We start from the raw sequence: 18,632 nt of genomic DNA on the forward strand, positions 1-18,632 counted from the left end.
TCTCTTCCCGGTCCGGGAAGGGCGAGATCGTGCCGGTTCTCTTCGGAGGTTTCAGCCTTCTGCTGCTCGCGCTGTGGATCTACTGCCTGTTCGACGTGGCCACGGCGGCCTCCGTCGACGTCAGAGCACTGCCGAAGCCCCTGTGGCTGGTGGTCGTTCTCCTCCTGCCCGACGTCGGGGCGATCGCCTGGCTCCTGCTGGGCCGTCCACGCGTCCTCGCCGCCGCCTCGGCCGGACGGCTCGCCGCCGCGGGGCCAGACGACGACGAGGAGTTCCTGCGCGGCCTGCGGGCCCGCGTCGAGGAGCAGCGGCGGCACGACAAGAAACCGGAGGAGGACGGGCCGGGTCCCGCCTGATGGAGGACGAGGCGTTCGAGCGGCGCAACGGGGCGGCTCTGGCCTCCGCCCGGCGGGTCCTGTCGCGGTCCTTCCTCGCCCGCACCCTTCAGGACTCCCTCGCCGATCTGGTGGCCCATGGACCGGCCTCCTACGACCTCTCCCGGCCGGTCGACGTCTACGGCGGCGGGATCGTCGCCGACCTGGAGTCCAGGACCGCGGAGATCCTCGGCACCGAGGCCGCCGCGTGGTTCCCGACCGGCACCATGGCCCAGCAGGCGGCGCTGCGCTGCTGGGCGGGCCGGACCGCGAGCCCCGTCGTGGCGCTGCATCCGCTGGCCCATCCGGAGACCCACGAGCGCGACGCCCTCAAGGTCCTGACAGGCCTGCGGGTCGTCCACCCCACGGCCGATCCCCGGCCGCCCACCGCAGCGGAGGTGCTGGACCTCGACGAGCCCTTCGGCACCCTGATGCTGGAACTGCCGCTGCGCGAGGCCGGATTCCTCCTGCCGTCCTGGGAGGAACTGACCGCGACGGTCACCGCGGCCAGGGAGCGCGACGCGGTCGTCCACTTCGACGGCGCCCGGCTGTGGGAGACGACGGTCCACTTCGGCAGGTCGCTGCCGGAGATCGTCGCCCTGGCCGACAGCGTCTACGTGTCGTTCTACAAGTCGCTGGGCGGGCACAGCGGGGCGGCGCTGGCGGGCACGGCCGAGTTCGTCGCCGAGACCAGGGCCTGGCGGCACCGGTACGGCGGCCGGCTGTTCCAGCAGTGGCCCGCGGCGCTGTCGGCGCTCGTCGGCCTCGACCGTGAGCTGCCCCGGCTGCCCGGCTACGTCGCGCAGGCCCGGGTCGTGGCCGCGGCGATGACCGAGGGCTTCGCCGGGCTGCCGTGGGCGCGGGTGCATCCGGAGGTCCCGCACACCCACCAGTTCCGGGTGCTGCTCCCCTACCCGGCGGACGTCCTGGCCGAGGCGTCGGTCCGGCAGGCCGAGGAGAGCGGCGTCGGCCTGTTCTCCTTCTGGCGCGAGGCCGCGCCCGGCCTCTCCGCCACCGAGGTGACGGTCGCCGCCGAGGGCCTCGACTGGACGCACCGCGACGTCGTGGAGGCCGTCGGGGGATTCCTCGCCCTGCTCCCCTAGACCGGAACCAGGGGCAGGAGGAGCGCCGAGGGGTGGGCGGGGTCGTGCAGGATCTCCTGGTTCTGCGGGAGGAGCCTCGTCGCCGTGCCCAGCGGGTCGCCGGTGCCGGGGTTGCGGGCGAAGCGCGGATGCGAACCGCTCGCGACGTGGACGCGGATCCGGTGGCCCGCCCGGAAGCGGTGGGCGGTCGGCCACAGCGTGACCTCGACCTCGCCGGAGGGGAAGCGGCCGGGGACGACGCGCTGGAGGCCGTCGCAGACGTTGACCGACAGGCCGTTCTCGTCGACGTCGCAGACCCTGACCAGGACGTCGGTGTGCTCGCTGTCCGACCGCAGATGGACGCGCGCCGACACCGGGCCGATCACCTCCAGATCGCGGTCGAGGGGTTCGGTCGTGAACAGCAGGACGTCGGGGCGGGCCTCCACCGCCGACTGGTCCTTCGGCCCCGCGCCGGCGCCCAGCAGCGGGCCTCCGGTGCCCGGGGTGGGGTCGGCCGGGTCGTAGGTGAACCGCGACGGTTCGCCGGGCCCCGGGGCGTCGCGGCTCAGCAGGCCGCCCGCGTGCAGATGGAACGGGGTGACCTCGGCGGGCGGCGGCCACTCGGGGTAGGTCCGCCATTCCTCCGCCCCCTGCACGAACAGCTTCACCGGGTCGCCGCGCAGCGCCGACCCGTCGCCGGTGACGGCCGCGCGGAAGACGATGAGAGCGTCCCTCAGCGCCGCCCCGAACATCGGGACGGCCGTGTGCGTCCAGGGGCCGATGGTCAGCCGGGGCCTCCGCCCGGCGGCGCGCAGCCGCGCATGGTCCTCGAGCTGGGAGAGCAGGAACAGATCGTGCCAGCCTCCGACCATCGACACCTCGGCCGCGCTCTCCCCCACCCTGGCCCGGTGGTCGCGCTCGGGCAGCCAGTAGGGGTCGCCGGGGTCGCCGTGCGCCAGCCACTTCTGGAACCAGTCCACGGTGGTGCCGGTGGCCCGCCGGTCGGACTCCCCGATCGGCAGGTGCAGGTAGGCGCGTTCCAGCCGGCTCGTGCCGAGGACGTCCTCGAGCTGGGCGAGGAACAGGTTCCGCTTCTGCCCGACCATCAGCGTCGACCAGGACAGGCAGCCGCGCAGGGTGAAGGAGTCGCCGAGATAGGTCTGGTCGCGGAACTGGGAGGCGGTCGCGAACGGCGCCATGGCCGCGATCCGGTCCCCCGCGTCGGCGGCCATCGCCCACTGCGCGTAACCGAGGTAGCTGGGACCGAAGGTCAGGACGGGCCCGTGCGACCAGGACTGCTTCTCGATCCAGTCGAGGGTGGCGAGGCCGTCGCGGCGCTCGTCGCCGAACGGGTCGAAGGTTCCGCCGGACTTCTCCGTCCCGCGCACGGCCTGCACCAGCACCCGGTAGCCGCGCTCCGCGAACGGCATCGCGACACCCTGTTCCAGCCAGCCGCGCCGCCCGTACGGGCTGCGGACCAGCACCAGGGGCGCGTTGGGGACCCGGACCGGGGTGTAGAGGTCGGCGAGCAGTTCCACCCCGTCGTCCATCGGGACGGGCAGGCCCCGCTGGATCCGGACGTCGCGGGTCGCGGCGGGCGGCAGGCGCAGAATCCGCTCGGCCACGCGGCTGGCGAAGGTCATGGAACCCCTTCCGGAGCGTGCGGCGGCCTCCCCGCCGCAAGGGATCAGTGTAGGCGGCGCACGATCAGCGCGCCTCCGTCACAATGCGTGACCGTGACTGTACGGTCCCCCCGAAGGCCGCCCCCAACGCTGCCTTCTCTCATCGCAAACACAGGGTCATGGCCGCCCGGGGGCGGCCTCGGGGGAGTTCAAGCCGATGTTCAGCGTGCCCAGGGTCGGGCGGATAGTGATGATCTCTGCGGGTGCGTGGGCCGCACTCGTGTCGATGGGCGGTGCGGAAGCGGCGCCCTGCCCGTGCGGGAAGGTCGTGTCCTACGTGGACTGCGGCGCCGCCGACGGCGGGACCGGGTCCAAGGACAAGCCCTTCGACCGGCTCACCGACATCGCGGCCGTCAAGTACGGTCCCGGCAGCGAGATCCGGCTGGCGCGCGGCGCCACCTGCAAGGGGACGCTCGCGTTCCTGGGCTCGGGCAGCGAGGCCGATCCCATCCAGGTGACGGCCTACGGCGACCCGGGCAAGGCCGCCGCGATCGACGCCGACGGCGGGGAGCAGGCCGTCAAGCTCACCGACCAGGCGTACGTGACGGTCTCCGACCTCGACCTCACCGCCCCCGGCGACGGCACGCAGCCCCGCCGCGGCGTCTACGTCGTCGGCAAGGACTCCGGCACCCTGCGCGGGATCACCCTCACCCGGCTCGACGTTCACGACGTGAAGGGCGCGCTGCCCGCCAAGACCCAGATCGCCACCTCGGGAAGCGAGGCCGCCGGGTCGGGCGGCATCCTCCTGGAGGCCCAGGGCACCACCAGGCCGACCGCCTTCGACGGCGTCGTCGTCTCCGGCAACCGGCTGCGCTCGGTCGACCGCGACGGCATCGCGCTGTGGTCGAACTGGTGCCGCAAGCCCGACCTCGCGCCGGACTGGAAGCCGACCTGCACCGAGGCGTGGAAGCCGGCCAGGAACGTCGTCGTCCAGGACAACGTCCTGACCGGAGTCGCCGGTGACGGCGTCAGCGTCAACGCCGCCGAGGGCGCCAAGGTCCGCGGGAACACGGTGCAGGGCTTCAGCGAGCGGGCGCCGGGCGGCAAGGGCGTCGCCGTGGAGGGCTCGACCGGCACGCTCGTGACCGCCAACGAGGTCTCCGGCGGCAAGGGCACCGACGGCGGCCTCGCGTTCGGGATCGGCGGCGCGACCTCCGGCACCGCGCTCGAGTCCAATGTCTCCCATGACAACGGCGGCGGCTTCGCGGAGCTCGCCGGGTCGAAGACCGCGCCGCTGGAGGACTTCTCCATCCAGGGGAACCTGTCGGTCAACGACGCGGCCCGCGGGCTGTCGATCCCCGGCGGCCCGCTGCGGAAAGGCCGTGTCGTGGGCAACACCGTGCACCTCGACCCGCCGGTCTCCCAGCTTCTGGTGGACGCGAAGGACGGCACCGGCCTGGACGTCGCCTATGTCGACAACCTCGTCACCCGCACCGCGCCCAAGGTCGTCGACGGGCAGCCGCAGGAGAAGGGCACCGTCGGCTGGAACCTGGACGCCAAGGACTTCGTCGTCGACCGCAACCTCCTGTCCGGAGTGCCGATCCCCGACGGCGCGACCGGGACGGTCGGCGGCGATCCCCTGCTGCTGGCGGCCGGAGCGACCGACCCGCTCGCCTACCAGCTGAGGCCCGGCTCGCCGTCGCTCGGAGCGGGCGAGCCGCTGCCGGGGCTGACCGGGCTCCCCGTCGGCCCGTCGCGGGTCCCGGCCGGCACTCCCAACCTCGGGGCGGTCCAGGCGCCCGCCGCCTACCCGGCCGGCCTCGCCGCCACCTTCAACGCCGACGAGCCCGGCGACCCGGCGGGCTGGCGCGCCAAGGGCGACGTCAAGGTCGCGCCCGACCCGGCCGGGTTCACCGGCAACTCGATGGTGTTCGGCCCCGAGTCGTCCGCGACCAGGGACTTCCCCGCCGGCGCGGGCTTCCTGCGCGCGGCCGCGCGGCTGTGGACGTCCGCGCCGGACGCACCGGTCCTCTTCCAGCTCACCGACGCAGACGGTGTGCCCGTCGCCTCGATCGGCGTGCGGGACGGCTCCCTCACCTACACCGACGACGCCGACGGCAGGGTGCTCCCCTACCCGGTGCCCACCGGCACCTGGATCCGGGTCGGGATGCTGCTGCGCCCCGAGACCGGAACCTACGACGTCACCGTCGGCGGCACGACGCTGGCCACGGCCGACATGCGCTCGGACGCCGGGATCGCCTCACGACTGGTGATCGGCGCCGGCAAGGGCGCGAAGCTGGCCGCCGACGACATCCTGGTGTTCCCCGAGTCCTGCCCGGGCCCCGGGCTCGCGCCCGGCCTGCGGCCGGTCACCCTGCCGCACGACGCGCACACCTGATCCGCCGGCGGCGGGGCCGTGCACGCGGTCTTCCTGCGGGAACCCGCGTTCACGGCCCCGCCGCGTTGAAGGCGCTCTCCGCACTGCATAGAGTGATCTCAGCAGACTTCCTTCCCCCTCGACGTTTGCACAGGAGTCCTCACGTGGCCGACGAGCAGGCACCAGCCGGCATCGACATCACGACCCCCAGCTTCGCGCGCGTCTACGACTACTTCCTCGGCGGCAAGGACAACTTCGCCTCCGACCGGGCGGTCGCCGACATGGTGCTGCAGCTCGTCCCGGAGGCGCCGGTCGTCGCCCAGGGCAACAGGATCGCGATCGAACGCGCCGTGCGCTGGATGGCGGAGCAGGGCATCACGCAGTTCGTCGACATCGGCTCCGGCCTGCCGACCGCGTCCAACGTGCACCAGTACGCCAAGGACGCCAACCCGGACTCGAAGGTCGTCTACATCGACAACGACCCGATCGTGCTCGCGCACGGCCGGGCGCTGCTGACCGAGGACGGCGTCGCCCGGTTCATCCAGGGCGACCTCTACGACGCCGAGAAGATCTTCAGCGATCCGCTGCTGACCGAGCTCGTCGACCCGTCGAAGCCCGTCGGGGTGATCCTCGCCGCGATCATCCACCACGTGCCCGACGAGAACGGCCCGCGCGACGTCGTGCGCCGGCTCCAGTCCCACCTCGCGCCCGGCAGCTTCGTGATGCTCACCCACCTGCACGACCTCCAGGACGACCCGCGCGTCGAGGAGGCCAAGAAGATCCTCCAGAGCGGCCTCGGCGGCTCGATCTTCCGCTCCAAGGAGCAGGTCCTGTCCTTCATGGACGGCCTCACCGTCCTGGACCCCGGCGTCGACTTCACCACCTCCTGGCGCCCCGACGGCCCCAGCGGCCCCCTCGAACACGAGCTCCACAAGCAGATGGTCGCCGTCCTCGGCCGCAAGGACGCCTGACCCCTCCGAAGTTCCTCCGGCAGGAGTGTCGAAGGACGGCGAACCCGTTCGTAGCCAGGGTGACAGACCGGCACAGGGCCGGTCGCCGCTCACCGGAGGCTCACATGTCCGTCGTCCTCGCCGCGCCCGCCAGGTCCCTCATCACCGCGGGGCTGACCGCCACGGCCGTCGCCGCGGCCGCCACCTCCGGAATCGCCGCCGCGGGCGGGTCGGCCGGAATCGGCCTCGAGGTCGGCGGCGCTCCCGTCCCGCCGTCCGGCTTCGCCGTGCTCACCGTCGTCTTCTCTCTCGCCGGCCTGGTGCTCGCGCTGGTGCTGGCGCGCACGGCGCGCCGCCCCCGGACGGCGTTCGTCCGTGCGACGATCGTGCTCACCGCGCTGTCTCTGGTGCCCGACGCGCTCGTGGACGCCGACTCCGCCACGAAGGCGCTGATGATGGTCACGCACCTGGTCGCCGCGGCCGTCGTGATCCCGGCGATCGCCCGCCGCCTGGCCGCCTGACCCCGACGTGATCCGAAGGTGAGGAGCAACCCGTGAAGCAGTACCTGCTCGCCGTCCAGTTCGACGAGAGCGCGCCGTGGCCGACGGAGGAGGAGGTCCGGGCGCAGCAGGACCGCACGACCGCGGTCACCGAGGAGATGCGCGCCGCCGGTGCCTGGGTGTTCGTCGGCGGCCTGCTGCCCTCGCACGCCACCACGGTCGTCCGTCCGGGGGCCGGCTCGGCGACCGTGACCGACGGGCCGTTCGCCGAGACCAAGGAGCAGCTCGGCGGGTTCTGGGTCATCCGGTGCGACGACCTCGACCAGGCGCTCCTGTGGGCCGAGAAGTGCGCGCAGGCCTGCGGGTCGCCGATCGAGGTGCGCCCTTTCGAACACGCGCGGAAGGGGTGAGCGCGGATGGACCTGGACGGTGTCTACCGGGCGGAGTACGGGCGGTGCGTGGCCACGCTGACGCGGATGCTCGGTGACATCGGGCTCGCCGAGGAGGCCGTTCAGGACGCGTTCGCGGTGGCGCTCCAGAAGTGGGAGGAGCCGCCGCCCAATCCCGGGGCGTGGATCGTGACGACCGCGCGCAACCGGGCGATCGACCGGCTGCGCCGGGAGTCCACGCGCGAGGCCCGCCACGCGCAGGCCCTGCTGCTCAGCGAGCCGGGGCCGCCCGAGGAGACGGGGCCCGTGCGCGACGACCAGCTCCGCATGATCTTCACCTGCTGCCATCCGGCGCTGCCGCCCCTCGCCCGGACCGCGCTGACGCTGCGCCTGCTCGGCGGGCTGGAGGTTCCGGAGATCGCGCGTGCCCACCTGGTGCCGGAGGCGACGATCTCCCAGCGGATCGTCCGGGCCAAGAAGAAGATCCGCGACGCCGGCATCCCCTACCGGGTGCCGCGCGCCGCCGAGCTCCCCGACCGGCTGTCCTCGGTGCTCGCCGTGCTCTACCTGATCTTCAACGAGGGGTACACCGCGACCTCGGGTGAGCTGGTGCGCTCCGGGCTGTGCCTGGAGGCCGTCCGGCTGACGCGGGCGCTCGCCGAGCTGATGCCCGACGAGCCGGAGGTGACCGGGCTGCTGGCGCTGCTGCTCCTCACCGAGGCCCGGCGGCCCGCCCGGGTGGGGCCCGCCGGGGAACTGGTGGTGCTCACCGAGCAGGACCGGTCGCTGTGGGACCGGGAGCTGATCGCCGAGGGGCACGCGCTGGTGCGGGAGTGCCTGCGCGGCGGCCGGCCGGGGCCCTACCAGATCCAGGCCGCGATCGGCGCGGTGCACACCGACGGGGCCTCGACCGACTGGAAGCAGGTGCTGGCGCTCTACGACCAGCTCGCCGCGGTCGCGCCGACGCCGGTCGTGGCGCTCAACCGGGCGATCGCGGTCGGCGAGGTCCACGGGCCCGCCGCGGCGCTCGCCGACCTGGACGGGCTGGACCTGCCGGGCTACCACCTGCTGCCGGCCGCCCGCGCCGACCTGCTCACCCGCCTCGACCGGATCCCGGAGGCCCTCGCCGCCTACGACGAGGCGATCGCCCTGGCGGGCAACGACGCCGAGAAGGCCTTCCTGGAGGGCCGGCGGGCGCGCCTGACGCCCTGACCGTCCGGCGCGATCGCGGTGGCTCAGGGCTGGGCCGGTCCCTGCCCTCCGCCGCCCTGACCCTGGCCGCCGCCCTGACCGCCGAAGCCGCCGGGGCGGAGGCCGCCGCCCTCGGTGACGGTCGTGGCCTCGATGGTGCCGTCGGAGCCCGCCTGGCCCACGACGACGATCGTGGCGCCGTTCTTGAGATCGGAGGCCTTGCCCTCCTTCGACACCGTGATCTTCGTCGTGCCGGTGGACTTGACCTTGATCGTCTGGCCGTCGCGGGTCTGGAGGTAGATGGTGTCGCCCTCGACCTTGGTGACGGTGCCGGTGGTGAAACCGCCGCCCTGGCCGCCGCCCCCGCCGAAACCGCCCCCGCCGCCGTTCTGACCGTTCTGGCCACCTTGGCCGCCGCCGAAGCCGCCGTTCTGGCGGTTGAAGCCGCCCGGGCGGTTGGCGTTCTGGCCGCCGGGGAACGCCGAGCTCTGGCCGTCGTCCTTGCCCCACGCCTTGTCGGCCTGGATGCCGCCGACGAACCCGGCGACGGCCACGACCGCGGCCGTGAGGATCAGCGTGGCTCCGGGGAGCTTGAAGCGCTGGGGCTTGGGAGCCAGCTCGGTGTCCAGGTCGCCCTGGAACGGCGAGGTCTCCAGGATGTCCTCGGACGCTCCGGGGTGGTTCTCGCCGGAATTCTTCTCAGTCATGGGTGGCTCACTCGTGTCGGAGGGCTTCGATGGGACGGAGGTTGGCAGCGCGGTTGGCCGGATAACTGCCGAAGAACAGGCCGATGACGACCGAGACGCCCAGGGCGAGCGCGATCGACGACGGCACGATGACGGGTTCGACCCCGACGATGGTGAACTGGCTGCCGATCACCCCGGCGGCGACGCCGAGCACCCCGCCGACCAGCGACAGCACGGTCGCCTCGGCGATGAACTGCCCGAGGATCGCCCCCTTCGGAGCACCGATCGCCTTCCGGATGCCGATCTCACGCGTCCGCTCGGTCACGGTCACGAGCATGATGTTCGTGACCCCGATCCCGCCGACCAGCAGCGAGATCGCCGCCACCGCGCCCAGCAGCACCGTGAACGTCTTGCTCGAGTCCTCGACCGCGGACTGGAGGCTCGCCTGGTTGAAGACCTGGAAGTCCGAGGTCGTCCCGGTGATCTCGTGCCGCTGGTTGAGGATCTCGGTGACCTCCGCCTGGGCGGCGTCGACCTTCTCCGGGGTCTTCGCCTGGACGACGATCTGGCTGAGCGACCCGTAGGACGTCAGGGTGCCCTGGACGGCGCTGATCGGGGCGATGGCCACGTCGTCGGCGTCCTGGAATCCGGTCGAGGACGACCCGGACGCCGCCAGCACCCCCACCACGGTGAAGTAGGTGCCGTTGACGTTGATCTTCTTGCCGAGCGGGTCGACCGTGCCGAACAGGTCGGTGACGACCGTCCGGCCGATGACGACGACCTTGTTCCCGGCCGTCACGTCCGCGCCGGTGAAGCTCGCGCCGCGCTCCACGACCTTGTTGGCGGGCTTGAAGTAGGTCGGCGCGGTGCCGACGAACTGGCTGATGGAGTGGCTGGTGCCCGCGTAGGTCGCGGTCGCGGAGGAGGCGTTGACGACCGGGGAGGCGCTCTCGACCGAGGGCGACTCCGTCAGGGCCCTGGCGTCGTCCAGGGTGAGCTTCTTGGCCTGGGTGCGCGGCCCCGTCGAGCCCTGCTGCTGCCCGCCTCCGCCGAAGCCGCCGCCCCGCCCGGTGGTGCTGGTCGAGACCGTCAGCGAGCCGGCGCCGAGCCGGGTGATGCTGTTCTTCACCTTGATCGACGAGCCGTTGCCGACCGCGACCAGCAGGATGACCGCGCCGACCCCGATGAGGATGCCGAGGGTGGTCAGGCCGCTGCGCAGCTTGTTCGCCGACAGCCCGCGCAGCGCGAACCGCAGGATCTCCCAGAGGTTCATCGGACCGAGTCCTCGACAATCTCTCCGTCGACGAGGCGGATCACCCGCCGGGCGCGGGCGGCGACCTCGTCCTCGTGGGTGATGAGCGCGATGGTGCGGCCCGCGCGTGACAGCCGGTCCAGGACATCCAGGACGTCCCGGGTGGAACGGGTGTCGAGGTTGCCGGTCGGCTCGTCGGCGAGCAGCAGGGCGGGCGAGGTGACCAGGGCGCGGGCCACGGCCACGCGCTGCTGCTGGCCGCCGGACAGCTCGTTCGGCTCGTGCTCGACCCGGTCCGCGAGCCCGACCAGGTCCAGGGCTGCCAGGGCGCGTTTCCTGCGCACGGCCCCCTTGATCCCTCCGTAGGCGAGCGGCAGCTCGACGTTGGCCAGCGCGGACATCCGCGGGATCAGGTTGAAACTCTGGAAGATGAACCCGATCCTGCGGTTGCGCAGGATCGAGAGCTGGTGCTCGTCCAGATGACGGACGTCGTTGCCGTCGAGGAGGTAGCGGCCCTCGGTGGGGACGTCGAGGCAGCCGAGAATGTTCATCAGGGTCGACTTGCCGGAACCCGACTGGCCCATGATCGCGACATAGTCGCCGCGCTCGACCCTCAGGGAGACCCCGCGCAGGGCGCGCACCCGCGTCTCCCCCTGGCCGTAGACCTTGGTGACGTCCCGGACGTCCAGGACGGGGGCGGTCACGGGCGGGTTCCGGCCCGGGGGACGGCGCCCCCGCCGCCGAGGCCGCCTCCGCCGAACCCGCCGCCACCGGGCCCGCCGCCGGGGAAGCGGCTGTTGTTGGTGCCGGTGGAGGCCTGTGTGACGATCTGGACCTGGTCGCCCTCGTTCAGCCCCTCGACGATCTCGGTCCCGGCGTCGCCGGAGATGCCGATGGTGACCGTCCTGGAGACCGGCTCGCCGTTCTCCAGGACGGTCACGGTGCTGGCACCGCCGACGGTGCGGACGGCGGCGGCCGGCACGTACAGGACGCCCTTGCGGGCGGCGGTCGTGACGGTCACGGTCGAGGTCTGGCCGATGCGGATCTTCGCCGGGGGCTTGGTCAGCTTCACCACGACGGTGTAGGAGACCACGTTGCTGGTGGTCGTCGCGGTCGTGCCGATCGAGGTGACCTTGCCCGCCGCGGTGACCCCGGCGAGCGCGTCGAAGGTGATCGCGGCGGTCTGGCCGACCTTCAGCTTGGTCGTGTCGGCCTCGGTGAAGGAGCCGTCGACCTCGAGCCTGGTCGTGTCGGCCAGCTCGATGAGCGCCGACTGCGTCGAGGAGCCCGTCGAGCCGGCCGCCGATCCGGAGTTCTGGCCCGCGGCCCCGTTGACGGCCGTGACCGTCCCGGTGAAGGGGGCGCGCAGCACGGTCGCGGTGACGGCGCGCTGGGCGCTGTCGTAGGCGTTCTTGGCCTGGACGTACTGGGCGTACCCCTGCGAGGTGGTCGTGTCGGCGTCGGCGGCGACGCTGAGGTTCGCCCGGGCCAGGTCCAGGTTCTCCTGTGCCTCGGTCGGGTCGAGCGCGGCGAGCTTCTGGCCCTTCTTCACCTTCTGGCCGACCCTGACGTAGACCTTCTTGATCGTCCCGGAGCCGCTGAAGGCGAGCGAGCCCGTCCGGGAGCTGGCGATCGCGCCGGACGCCGAGACGTCCGCGCTGAGGTCTCCCCTGGCGACGGTGACCGTCCGGGAGGTCGTCGTGGTCCCGCCGGCGCCGTCCTCGCCCAGCGAGACGTAGGCGAGGGCGGCTCCGCCGGTCAGCAGCACGCCGAGCGTGCCGTTGACCAGGACGGTCCGGCGGGTCAGAGGGGCTTTCATGCCCGGCAGCATCTTGCGCCCCTCTGGGGGAAAGGTAATCGGACTATGAGAGATTCATGAGACCTGCGCGTTTCATCAGATCTTGACCTCTACCGTCACGCCCTGCCCCGCTCTGGCCTTGGCGGGAACGCTGCTCAGCTCGATCCCGACGGCGTACTGGACGACCGTCGTGGACGACTGGGTCTGCGGGCCCTGGGCGGTGGTCTCGCTGGTCGAGCTGACCGGGACCGGCGCGATCGACACGACTTCGCCGGTGACGGTCTTGCCCAGCGAGTCGAAGGTCACCGAGGCCTTCTGACCCTTCTTGAGGCGGGTGGTGTCGGCCTCGGTGAAGTCGGCGGTGACCGTGAGGTCGCTCAGGTCGGTGAGCGTCACGACCGATGTCCCCGCCTGGGCCTCGGCGCCCTTGGTCGCCGAGACCGCGGTGACGGTCCCGGCGAACGGGGCGACGATCTTCGTGCCGGTCAGGGCGCGGTCGGCCTTGTTGTAGGCGTTCCTGGCCTGCACGTACTTGGCGTAGGCCGACTTGTAGGCGGTGTCGCTCGTGGACTTGGCCCCGGCCTTGTCCAGCGCGTCGCCCGCCTCGGTGAGGCCGAGGTAGGCGGCGTGGACGTTCTGCTGGGCCTCGGTGGAGTCGACCCGCGCGATGACGTCGCCCTTGCCGACCTTGTCACCGGCCTCGACGTTCAGGACGGTGACCGTCCCGGCGGTCGTGAACGACAGGTCGCGGACACGGGCGGCCTCGACCGTCCCGGAGGCCGAGACGCTCCCCGAGGCGGCGACGGCCGCGGCGGACACGCCCGGGTCCGGGGTCGCGGCGGCGGTGGCCGGGGATGAGCCGTCACCGCCGCCGAACACCGCGACGCCCGCGCCCACCAGGGCGATCCCCAGCACACCGCCGGCGATGGCGGTCTTCTTCCTGTTCAACGATCCCATGGCGGTGAGCCTTCAGTACCTCTCTGAGAATGGGCTTAATCAGCCGGTCGGCTGGGACGAGGGCTGCCCGCCCCCGCCGGGGCCGCCGCCCTGGCCGGGTCCGCCCTGGCCGCCGTCCGGGCGGAGGGAGGCGCACGCCTGCATGGCCTTCTGCTGCTCGGCCGACATCGAGGGGCGCCCGCTGGGCTGCCCGGACGGACGGCCGGTCGGCTGCCCGCTCGGACGGCCGGTCGGCCGGGTGCCGTCGCCCCCGGCGCCGCCCTGCCCGCGGTCGGGCATGGTGACGCCGTTCTCCTTCAGGCAGGCGGTGAAGGCCGCCATCGGGTCGTCGCCGGACGTGCCGCCCGACCCGGAGCCGGAGTCCGAGCCGCCGCACGCGGCGGCCAGCAGCAGGGAGCCCGCGACGGCGGGGACGGCGAGGAGCTTGGTGAGGGACTTCATGTCAGTTTCCGTTCGTCGAGGGCGGGCCGCCCGTGCCGGATCCACCGGTGCCTGATCCACCCATGCCTGATCCCTCGGTGACCGTGGTGGCCGTGAGGGTGCCGTCGCTGCCGGTCTCTCCGCGCACGACGATGTTCGATCCGCTCTTGAGGTCGGTGACCTTGCCCGACTCGCTGAGGGTGATCTTGGTGGAACCGCTGGTCTTGATCTTGACGGTCTTGCCGTCGGAGGTCTTGAGGTAGACGTAGCCGCCCTCGACCTTGGTGACCGTTCCGGTGGTGAGACCACCGCCGGACTGGCCGCCGTTCTGGCCTCCGCCGAAGCCGCCGAAGCCGCCGGGGCGCTGCGCCGCGGACGGCGTTCCGCCCTGGCCGCCCCCGGAGCCGGAGTCCGAGCCCCAGCTCTTGTGGGCCTGGACGCCACCGAGGAACCCGGCTACGGCGACGATCCCCGCGGTCAGGTAGACCGTCGCGCCGGGCGGCCTCATCCTCTGGGGCTTCGCCGCGAGGTGCGCGTCGAGGTCGCCGTCGAAGGGCGACTCCGCCAGGACCGCGTCCGCCGGGACCGTTTCCGCGGGGCCGGTCGCGACGTCGGATCTGTGTCGTTTCCTGTTCATCACTCCGCCTCCTTACTGGTGTCGCAGGGCTTCGATGGGGCGCAGTCCCGCGGCGCGGTTGGCCGGGTAACTGCCGAAGAACAGGCCGATCGCGACCGAGACGCCCAGGGCGAGCGCGATCGACGACGGCACGATGACGGGCTCGACGCCCACGATCTTGAACTGGCTGCCGCCGACCCCGGCGAGCACGCCGAGCACCCCGCCGCTGAGCGACAGGACCGTCGCCTCAGCGATGAACTGCCCGAGGATCGCCCCCTTCGGAGCGCCGATCGCCTTCCGGATGCCGATCTCACGGGTCCGTTCCGTGACCGTCACGAGCATGATGTTCGTGACCCCGATCCCGCCGACCAGCAGCGAGATCGCCGCGACCGCGCCGAGGAGCACCGTGAAGGTCTCGCTCGAGTCGGCGACGGCCGACTGGAGGCTGGCCTGGTTGAAGACCTGGAAGTCCGAGGTCGTCCCGGTGATCCCGTGCCGCTGGTTGAGCACCGAGGTGACCTCGGCCTGCGCGGCGTCCACGTCGTCGGCCGAGACGGCCTGCACGACGATCTGCGAGACCGAGCCGTAACTGGTCAGGGTCCCCTGGACGGCCGTGAGCGGGGCGACGGCCACGTCGTCGGCGTCCTGGAATCCGGTCGAGGACGATCCGGCCTCGGCCAGCACGCCCACGACCGTGAAGTAGGTGCCGTTGACGTTGATCTTCTTGCCGAGCGGGTCGACCTGGCCGAAGAGGTCCTCGACCACGGTCTGCCCGATGACGGTGACCTTGGCGCCGGACTTCACCTCGGCGTCGGTGAACATCCGCCCGGTGGCGACCTTCTTGCTGGCCGCCTCGAAGTAGCCGGGATAGGTGCCGACGAACTGGCTGATGGAGTGGCTGGTGCTGCCGTAGGTCGTGGTGGCCGAGGAGGCGTTGACGACCGGCGACGAGCTCTTGACGTGCGGGGCGTTCACCGGGTCCACCAGGGCCCCCGCGTCGGCGACCGATAGCTTCTTCGCCTGGGTCATCGTGGTCGAAGCACGCGAGGTGGAGGAGGAGACGGTCAGCGCCCCCGCCCCCAGCGACGAGATGCTGCTCTTGATCTTGACGGACGAGCCGTTGCCGACCGCGACCAGCAGGATGACCGCGCCGACGCCGATGAGGATGCCGAGCATCGTCAGGCCGCTGCGCAGCTTGTTCGCCGACAGCCCGCGCAGCGCGAACCGCAGGATCTCCAGGGGCCTCATCGCACTCCCCCGCTCAGCAGGCTCGGCGGCGGGCCCTCGACGGGCGCCTGGCGGCGGTCGTCGATGACGTCGCCGTCGACCAGCCGGATCACCCGCTTGGCGCGGGCCGCGACCTCGTCCTCGTGCGTGATCAGGGCGACGGTCCGCCCCGACAGCGACATCTGGTCCATGATGTCGAGGACGTCGCGGGTCGACTGGGAGTCCAGGTTGCCCGTCGGCTCGTCGGCGAGCATCAGCGCGGGCGAGGTCACCAGGGCGCGGGCCACGGCCACGCGCTGCTGCTGGCCGCCGGACAGCTCGTTCGGCTCGTGACCCATCCGGTCGCCGAGACCGACCAGGCCCAGCGCGGCGACCGCCCTGCGCCTGCGCTCGGCCGGCCGGACGCCCCCGTAGGCGAGCGGCAGCTCGACGTTGGCCAGTGCGGACATCCGCGGGATCAGGTTGAAGCTCTGGAAGATGAACCCGATCTTCCGGTTCCGCAGGACGGACAGCTGGTGCTCGTCCAGGACGCCCACGTCGGTGCCGTCGAGCAGGTAGCTGCCCTCCGAAGGGATGTCGAGGCAGCCGAGGATGTTCATCAGGGTCGACTTGCCGGAACCCGACTGGCCCATGATCGCGACATAGTCGCCGCGTTCGACCGTCAGGGAGACCCCGCGCAGGGCGTGCACGGTCGTGTCGCCCTGGCCGTAGACCTTGGTGACGTCCCGGACGTCCAGGACGGGGGCGCTCATCGGCCGCCTCCGGGAGGCCCGCCCATGCCGCCGCCGGTTCCGCCGCCGCCGAACCCGCCCGCGCCTCCGCCTCCGAAGCCGCCGCGCTGGTTGGTCGTGGACGAGCCGCCCGTGGTGGTGACGATCTGGACGGTGTCGCCCTCCTCGAGCCCAGAGGTGATCTCCGTGCCCGACGTGCCGGTGATCCCCGTCTGGACGGTCTTCACCGTGGCCTTGCCGTTCTCCAGGACGGTCACGCTGCTCTGGCCGCCCGCGGTCGAGACCGCCGCGGCCGGCACGTAGAGCGCGTCGTCCTTGGAAGCCGTGGTGACGACCGCGCTGGCCGTCTGGCCGAGCCTGACCTTGGCGGGCTTTCCGCTCAGGGTGATGGTCACGGTGTAGGAGACGACGTTGTTCGAGGTCGTGGACTGCGAGTCGATGTCGGTGACCTTGCCGGTCGCGGTGACGCCGGTCAGGGCGTCGAAGCTGATCGCGGCGCTCTGGCCGACCTTCAGCTTGGTCGTGTCGGCCTCGGTGAAGGAGCCCTCGACCTTGTACTTGGAGGTGTCGGACAGCTCCATGAAGCCGCTGGAGGTCGTCGAGGTGCTGGAGGTGCTCCCCGTGCCGGTGCTCGCGCTGGACTCGCCGCTGGAACTGCCGCCCTCGGCGCCGTTGACGGCGGTGACCGTCCCGGCGTAAGGGGCCGTCAGCACGGTGTCGTCGAGCGTCCTGACGGCCTTGTCATAGGCGTTCTTGGCCTGCACGTAGGTGCTGTAGCCCTGCGAGGTGGAGGTGTCGGAGTCGTCGGCGACGTCCAGGGACGCCTGGGCCGACTTCAGGTCCTCCAGCGCCTCGGTCTGGTCGAGCCTGGCGAGCTTCTGGCCCTTCTTGACCTTCTGGCCGAGCTTGACGTAGATCTCGTCGACGGTCCCGGAGGCGCCGAAGCTGAGCGCGGTGGACTTCCCGGCCTCGATGGAGCCGGAAGCCGACACCGTCGAGACGAGGGTGCCGCGCGCGACGGTGACCGTGCGGGACGACGTCGCCGCCGCTCCGCCCCCGTCGCCGCCGAGCGACACATAGGCGAGGCCGACCCCGCCGGTCAGCAGCACGCCGAGCGTGCCGTTGACCACCAGGGCGCGGCGGGAGATGAGGGATTTCATGTTCGATGAGGCTGCCGACGGCGTCTGGGGCGACGGTGATCGCCGACTGAGAGCGCCATGAGATCGTCGTCGTGCCGGACTCACACTGGTTTAATCCGCGCCGAGCAGGCTGTCCGGCATGAGATTCCCCCGGATCACCGCGTTGTCGCTGGCCGCGGCCGTGGCCGTCGCGCCGGTTGCCGCACACGCCGCGGAAGGCGACGCTGGCCGGGTGACGGCCACGAACATCGACACGAGCCTCGAGACCAGCCTCGCCAAGAGCCTGAAGAAGTACATGGCGGGCCGGTCCGGCCAGGCGTCGGTGTCGGTCACCGATCTCACGACCGGCCGCTCCTACACCTACAACGGCGGGCTGCGGACCGCGACCGCCAGCGTGGTCAAGGTCGACATCCTGGCGTCGCTGCTGCTGCGCGCCCAGGACCGCGGCCGGTCGCTGACCTCCTCGGAGCGGGCCCTGGCGAGCCGGATGATCCGCTACAGCGACAACGACGCCGCGACCTCGCTGTTCAACCTGGTCGGCGGCCGCGGCGGGCTCGTCCGTTACAACAGGCGGCTGGGCCTGAAGCAGACCACGCCGTCCTACGCCTGGGGCGCGACGACGACCAGCGCCGCCGACCAGGTCAGGCTGCTGAAGGCTTTCACCTCGGCCAAGAGCAGGATCAAGCCGGCGAACCGCAGGTACGCCCTGGGGCTCATGCACACCGTGACCGCCTCCCAGTCCTGGGGCGTGAGCGCGGCGGCGAAGAAGGGCGACTACGTGGCCCTCAAGAACGGCTGGCTGCCCCGCCCGGTGGACGGCGGCCGCTGGACGATCACCACCGTCGGCAGGGTCAGGGGCCACGGCCATGACTACCTGATCGCGGTGATCTCCCGCCGCAACTCCTCGATGGGGTCGGGGATCACCACGGTCGAGCATCTCGCCAGGGCCGTGGCCAGGGGTCTTACTTAGGCACGTCGCGCAGCATGCAGGTGAGGCGGGCGGTGCAGAGCCTGCGGTCCTGCTCGTCGGTGATGATGATCTCGAAGGTCGCCAGCGACCTGCCGCCGTGCAGCCTGGTCGCGACCCCGGTCACATAGCCCTCGGAGGCGCTGCGGTGATGGGTGGCGTTGATCTCGATGCCGACCGCGATCCGCCCCTCACCGGCGTGGATGGCCGAGCCCACGGAGCCGAGCGTCTCGGCCAGGACGCAGGAGGCCCCACCGTGCAGGATCCCGTAGGGCTGGGTGTTGCCCTTGACCGGCATCCGGCCGACGACCCTGTCCGCGCTCGCCTCCATGAACTCGATCCCCATGGTCTTGG

Annotated in this window: 20 protein-coding genes; 8 read left to right on the plus strand and 12 right to left on the minus strand. The window is 72.0% G+C overall.

Annotated features, from left to right (window positions below; all coding sequences use genetic code 11):
• The first annotated feature begins 29 nt into the window (after positions 1-29).
• Both ABD785_RS15220 and ABD785_RS15225 read left to right on the plus strand, forming a co-directional pair.
• A complete protein-coding gene (locus tag ABD785_RS15220; RefSeq protein WP_344828290.1) occupies positions 30-356 on the plus strand; it encodes a PLDc N-terminal domain-containing protein in 327 nt (108 codons plus the stop codon).
• Positions 356-1,477 (plus strand): threonine aldolase family protein, encoded by a 1,122-nt coding sequence (locus ABD785_RS15225; RefSeq protein ID WP_344828292.1) that lies wholly within the window; start codon positions 356-358, stop codon positions 1,475-1,477. The genes ABD785_RS15220 and ABD785_RS15225 overlap by 1 nt, the downstream gene beginning before the upstream one ends.
• On the opposite strand, the gene ABD785_RS15230 is transcribed toward ABD785_RS15225, so the two are convergent.
• Positions 1,474-3,099, minus strand: a complete 1,626-nt coding sequence (locus ABD785_RS15230; RefSeq protein ID WP_344828294.1) for a CocE/NonD family hydrolase — start codon at positions 3,097-3,099, stop codon at positions 1,474-1,476. The two genes, ABD785_RS15225 and ABD785_RS15230, sit on opposite strands and share 4 nt — an antisense overlap.
• 229 nt (positions 3,100-3,328) lie before the next feature.
• Between ABD785_RS15230 and ABD785_RS15235 the strand changes: the two genes are divergently transcribed.
• The 5 genes from ABD785_RS15235 (at position 3,329) to ABD785_RS15255 (ending at position 8,506) form a co-directional block, all read left to right on the plus strand.
• The gene (locus tag ABD785_RS15235) at positions 3,329-5,476 is read left to right on the plus strand and encodes a right-handed parallel beta-helix repeat-containing protein (RefSeq protein WP_344828296.1); all 2,148 of its coding nucleotides are present in this window, start codon (positions 3,329-3,331) and stop codon (positions 5,474-5,476) included.
• A gap of 143 nt (positions 5,477-5,619) precedes the next feature.
• A complete protein-coding gene (locus ABD785_RS15240; protein WP_344828299.1) occupies positions 5,620-6,426 on the plus strand; it encodes an SAM-dependent methyltransferase in 807 nt (268 codons plus the stop codon).
• A gap of 104 nt (positions 6,427-6,530) precedes the next feature.
• Complete coding sequence (locus ABD785_RS15245) at positions 6,531-6,926, plus strand: DUF6069 family protein (RefSeq protein WP_344828301.1); 396 nt, start codon at positions 6,531-6,533, stop codon at positions 6,924-6,926.
• A gap of 32 nt (positions 6,927-6,958) precedes the next feature.
• A complete protein-coding gene (locus ABD785_RS15250; RefSeq protein WP_344828303.1) occupies positions 6,959-7,315 on the plus strand; it encodes a YciI family protein in 357 nt (118 codons plus the stop codon).
• 6 nt (positions 7,316-7,321) lie between these two features.
• Positions 7,322-8,506, plus strand: coding sequence for an RNA polymerase sigma factor (locus tag ABD785_RS15255; protein ID WP_344828305.1), 1,185 nt, complete (start codon positions 7,322-7,324; stop codon positions 8,504-8,506).
• 23 nt (positions 8,507-8,529) lie between these two features.
• Here the strand turns inward: ABD785_RS15255 and ABD785_RS15260 are convergent, their stop codons facing one another.
• From ABD785_RS15260 to ABD785_RS15305, 10 genes are all read right to left on the minus strand, one after another.
• A complete protein-coding gene (locus tag ABD785_RS15260; RefSeq protein ID WP_344828307.1) occupies positions 8,530-9,192 on the minus strand; it encodes a hypothetical protein in 663 nt (220 codons plus the stop codon).
• A 7-nt stretch (positions 9,193-9,199) separates the two neighbouring features.
• The gene (locus ABD785_RS15265) at positions 9,200-10,444 is read right to left on the minus strand and encodes an ABC transporter permease (RefSeq protein WP_344828309.1); all 1,245 of its coding nucleotides are present in this window, start codon (positions 10,442-10,444) and stop codon (positions 9,200-9,202) included.
• A complete protein-coding gene (locus ABD785_RS15270; protein WP_344828311.1) occupies positions 10,441-11,127 on the minus strand; it encodes an ABC transporter ATP-binding protein in 687 nt (228 codons plus the stop codon). The genes ABD785_RS15265 and ABD785_RS15270 overlap by 4 nt, the downstream gene beginning before the upstream one ends.
• A complete protein-coding gene (locus ABD785_RS15275; RefSeq protein WP_344828314.1) occupies positions 11,124-12,242 on the minus strand; it encodes an efflux RND transporter periplasmic adaptor subunit in 1,119 nt (372 codons plus the stop codon). The genes ABD785_RS15270 and ABD785_RS15275 overlap by 4 nt, the downstream gene beginning before the upstream one ends.
• Before the next feature lie 75 nt (positions 12,243-12,317).
• Positions 12,318-13,178 (minus strand): efflux RND transporter periplasmic adaptor subunit, encoded by an 861-nt coding sequence (locus tag ABD785_RS15280; RefSeq protein WP_344828317.1) that lies wholly within the window; start codon positions 13,176-13,178, stop codon positions 12,318-12,320.
• A 39-nt stretch (positions 13,179-13,217) separates the two neighbouring features.
• Complete coding sequence (locus ABD785_RS15285; RefSeq protein WP_344828321.1) at positions 13,218-13,619, minus strand: hypothetical protein; 402 nt, start codon at positions 13,617-13,619, stop codon at positions 13,218-13,220.
• 1 nt (position 13,620) lies between these two features.
• Positions 13,621-14,235 (minus strand): hypothetical protein, encoded by a 615-nt coding sequence (locus tag ABD785_RS15290; RefSeq protein ID WP_344828324.1) that lies wholly within the window; start codon positions 14,233-14,235, stop codon positions 13,621-13,623.
• Between the two features lie 12 nt (positions 14,236-14,247).
• Positions 14,248-15,462: an ABC transporter permease gene (locus ABD785_RS15295; RefSeq protein WP_344828327.1), complete on the minus strand. Its 1,215-nt coding sequence runs from the start codon at positions 15,460-15,462 to the stop codon at positions 14,248-14,250.
• Entirely contained in the window at positions 15,459-16,193 is a 735-nt protein-coding gene (locus ABD785_RS15300; RefSeq protein ID WP_344828330.1) for an ABC transporter ATP-binding protein, read from the minus strand. Before ABD785_RS15300 ends, ABD785_RS15295 begins: the two co-directional genes overlap by 4 nt.
• Positions 16,190-17,332, minus strand: coding sequence for an efflux RND transporter periplasmic adaptor subunit (locus ABD785_RS15305; RefSeq protein WP_344828333.1), 1,143 nt, complete (start codon positions 17,330-17,332; stop codon positions 16,190-16,192). The genes ABD785_RS15300 and ABD785_RS15305 overlap by 4 nt, the downstream gene beginning before the upstream one ends.
• A 118-nt stretch (positions 17,333-17,450) precedes the next feature.
• Between ABD785_RS15305 and ABD785_RS15310 the strand changes: the two genes are divergently transcribed.
• Positions 17,451-18,281: a serine hydrolase gene (locus ABD785_RS15310; protein ID WP_344828337.1), complete on the plus strand. Its 831-nt coding sequence runs from the start codon at positions 17,451-17,453 to the stop codon at positions 18,279-18,281.
• Here ABD785_RS15310 and ABD785_RS15315 read toward each other — a convergent pair.
• Entirely contained in the window at positions 18,274-18,624 is a 351-nt protein-coding gene (locus tag ABD785_RS15315) for a PaaI family thioesterase (RefSeq protein WP_344828536.1), read from the minus strand. The genes ABD785_RS15310 and ABD785_RS15315 overlap by 8 nt on opposite strands.
• Positions 18,625-18,632: the final 8 nt, after the last annotated feature.

It is taken from the genome of Actinocorallia longicatena (assembly GCF_039534125.1).
GTDB classification, from domain to species: Bacteria; Actinomycetota; Actinomycetes; order Streptosporangiales; family Streptosporangiaceae; genus Actinocorallia; species Actinocorallia longicatena.

Coding starts and splice junctions, on each gene's coding strand:
- ABD785_RS15225 (WP_344828292.1), top strand. CDS start 356: ATGGAGGACGAGGCGTTCGAGCGGCGCAACGGGGCGGCTCTGGCCTCC.
- ABD785_RS15230 (WP_344828294.1), bottom strand. CDS start 3,099: ATGACCTTCGCCAGCCGCGTGGCCGAGCGGATTCTGCGCCTGCCGCCC.
- ABD785_RS15235 (WP_344828296.1), top strand. CDS start 3,329: ATGATCTCTGCGGGTGCGTGGGCCGCACTCGTGTCGATGGGCGGTGCG.
- ABD785_RS15245 (WP_344828301.1), top strand. CDS start 6,531: ATGTCCGTCGTCCTCGCCGCGCCCGCCAGGTCCCTCATCACCGCGGGG.
- ABD785_RS15255 (WP_344828305.1), top strand. CDS start 7,322: ATGGACCTGGACGGTGTCTACCGGGCGGAGTACGGGCGGTGCGTGGCC.
- ABD785_RS15260 (WP_344828307.1), bottom strand. CDS start 9,192: ATGACTGAGAAGAATTCCGGCGAGAACCACCCCGGAGCGTCCGAGGAC.
- ABD785_RS15265 (WP_344828309.1), bottom strand. CDS start 10,444: ATGAACCTCTGGGAGATCCTGCGGTTCGCGCTGCGCGGGCTGTCGGCG.
- ABD785_RS15275 (WP_344828314.1), bottom strand. CDS start 12,242: ATGAAAGCCCCTCTGACCCGCCGGACCGTCCTGGTCAACGGCACGCTC.
- ABD785_RS15280 (WP_344828317.1), bottom strand. CDS start 13,178: ATGGGATCGTTGAACAGGAAGAAGACCGCCATCGCCGGCGGTGTGCTG.
- ABD785_RS15285 (WP_344828321.1), bottom strand. CDS start 13,619: ATGAAGTCCCTCACCAAGCTCCTCGCCGTCCCCGCCGTCGCGGGCTCC.
- ABD785_RS15290 (WP_344828324.1), bottom strand. CDS start 14,235: ATGAACAGGAAACGACACAGATCCGACGTCGCGACCGGCCCCGCGGAA.
- ABD785_RS15295 (WP_344828327.1), bottom strand. CDS start 15,462: ATGAGGCCCCTGGAGATCCTGCGGTTCGCGCTGCGCGGGCTGTCGGCG.
- ABD785_RS15300 (WP_344828330.1), bottom strand. CDS start 16,193: ATGAGCGCCCCCGTCCTGGACGTCCGGGACGTCACCAAGGTCTACGGC.
- ABD785_RS15305 (WP_344828333.1), bottom strand. CDS start 17,332: ATGAAATCCCTCATCTCCCGCCGCGCCCTGGTGGTCAACGGCACGCTC.
- ABD785_RS15310 (WP_344828337.1), top strand. CDS start 17,451: ATGAGATTCCCCCGGATCACCGCGTTGTCGCTGGCCGCGGCCGTGGCC.
- ABD785_RS15315 (WP_344828536.1), bottom strand. CDS start 18,624: ATGGGGATCGAGTTCATGGAGGCGAGCGCGGACAGGGTCGTCGGCCGG.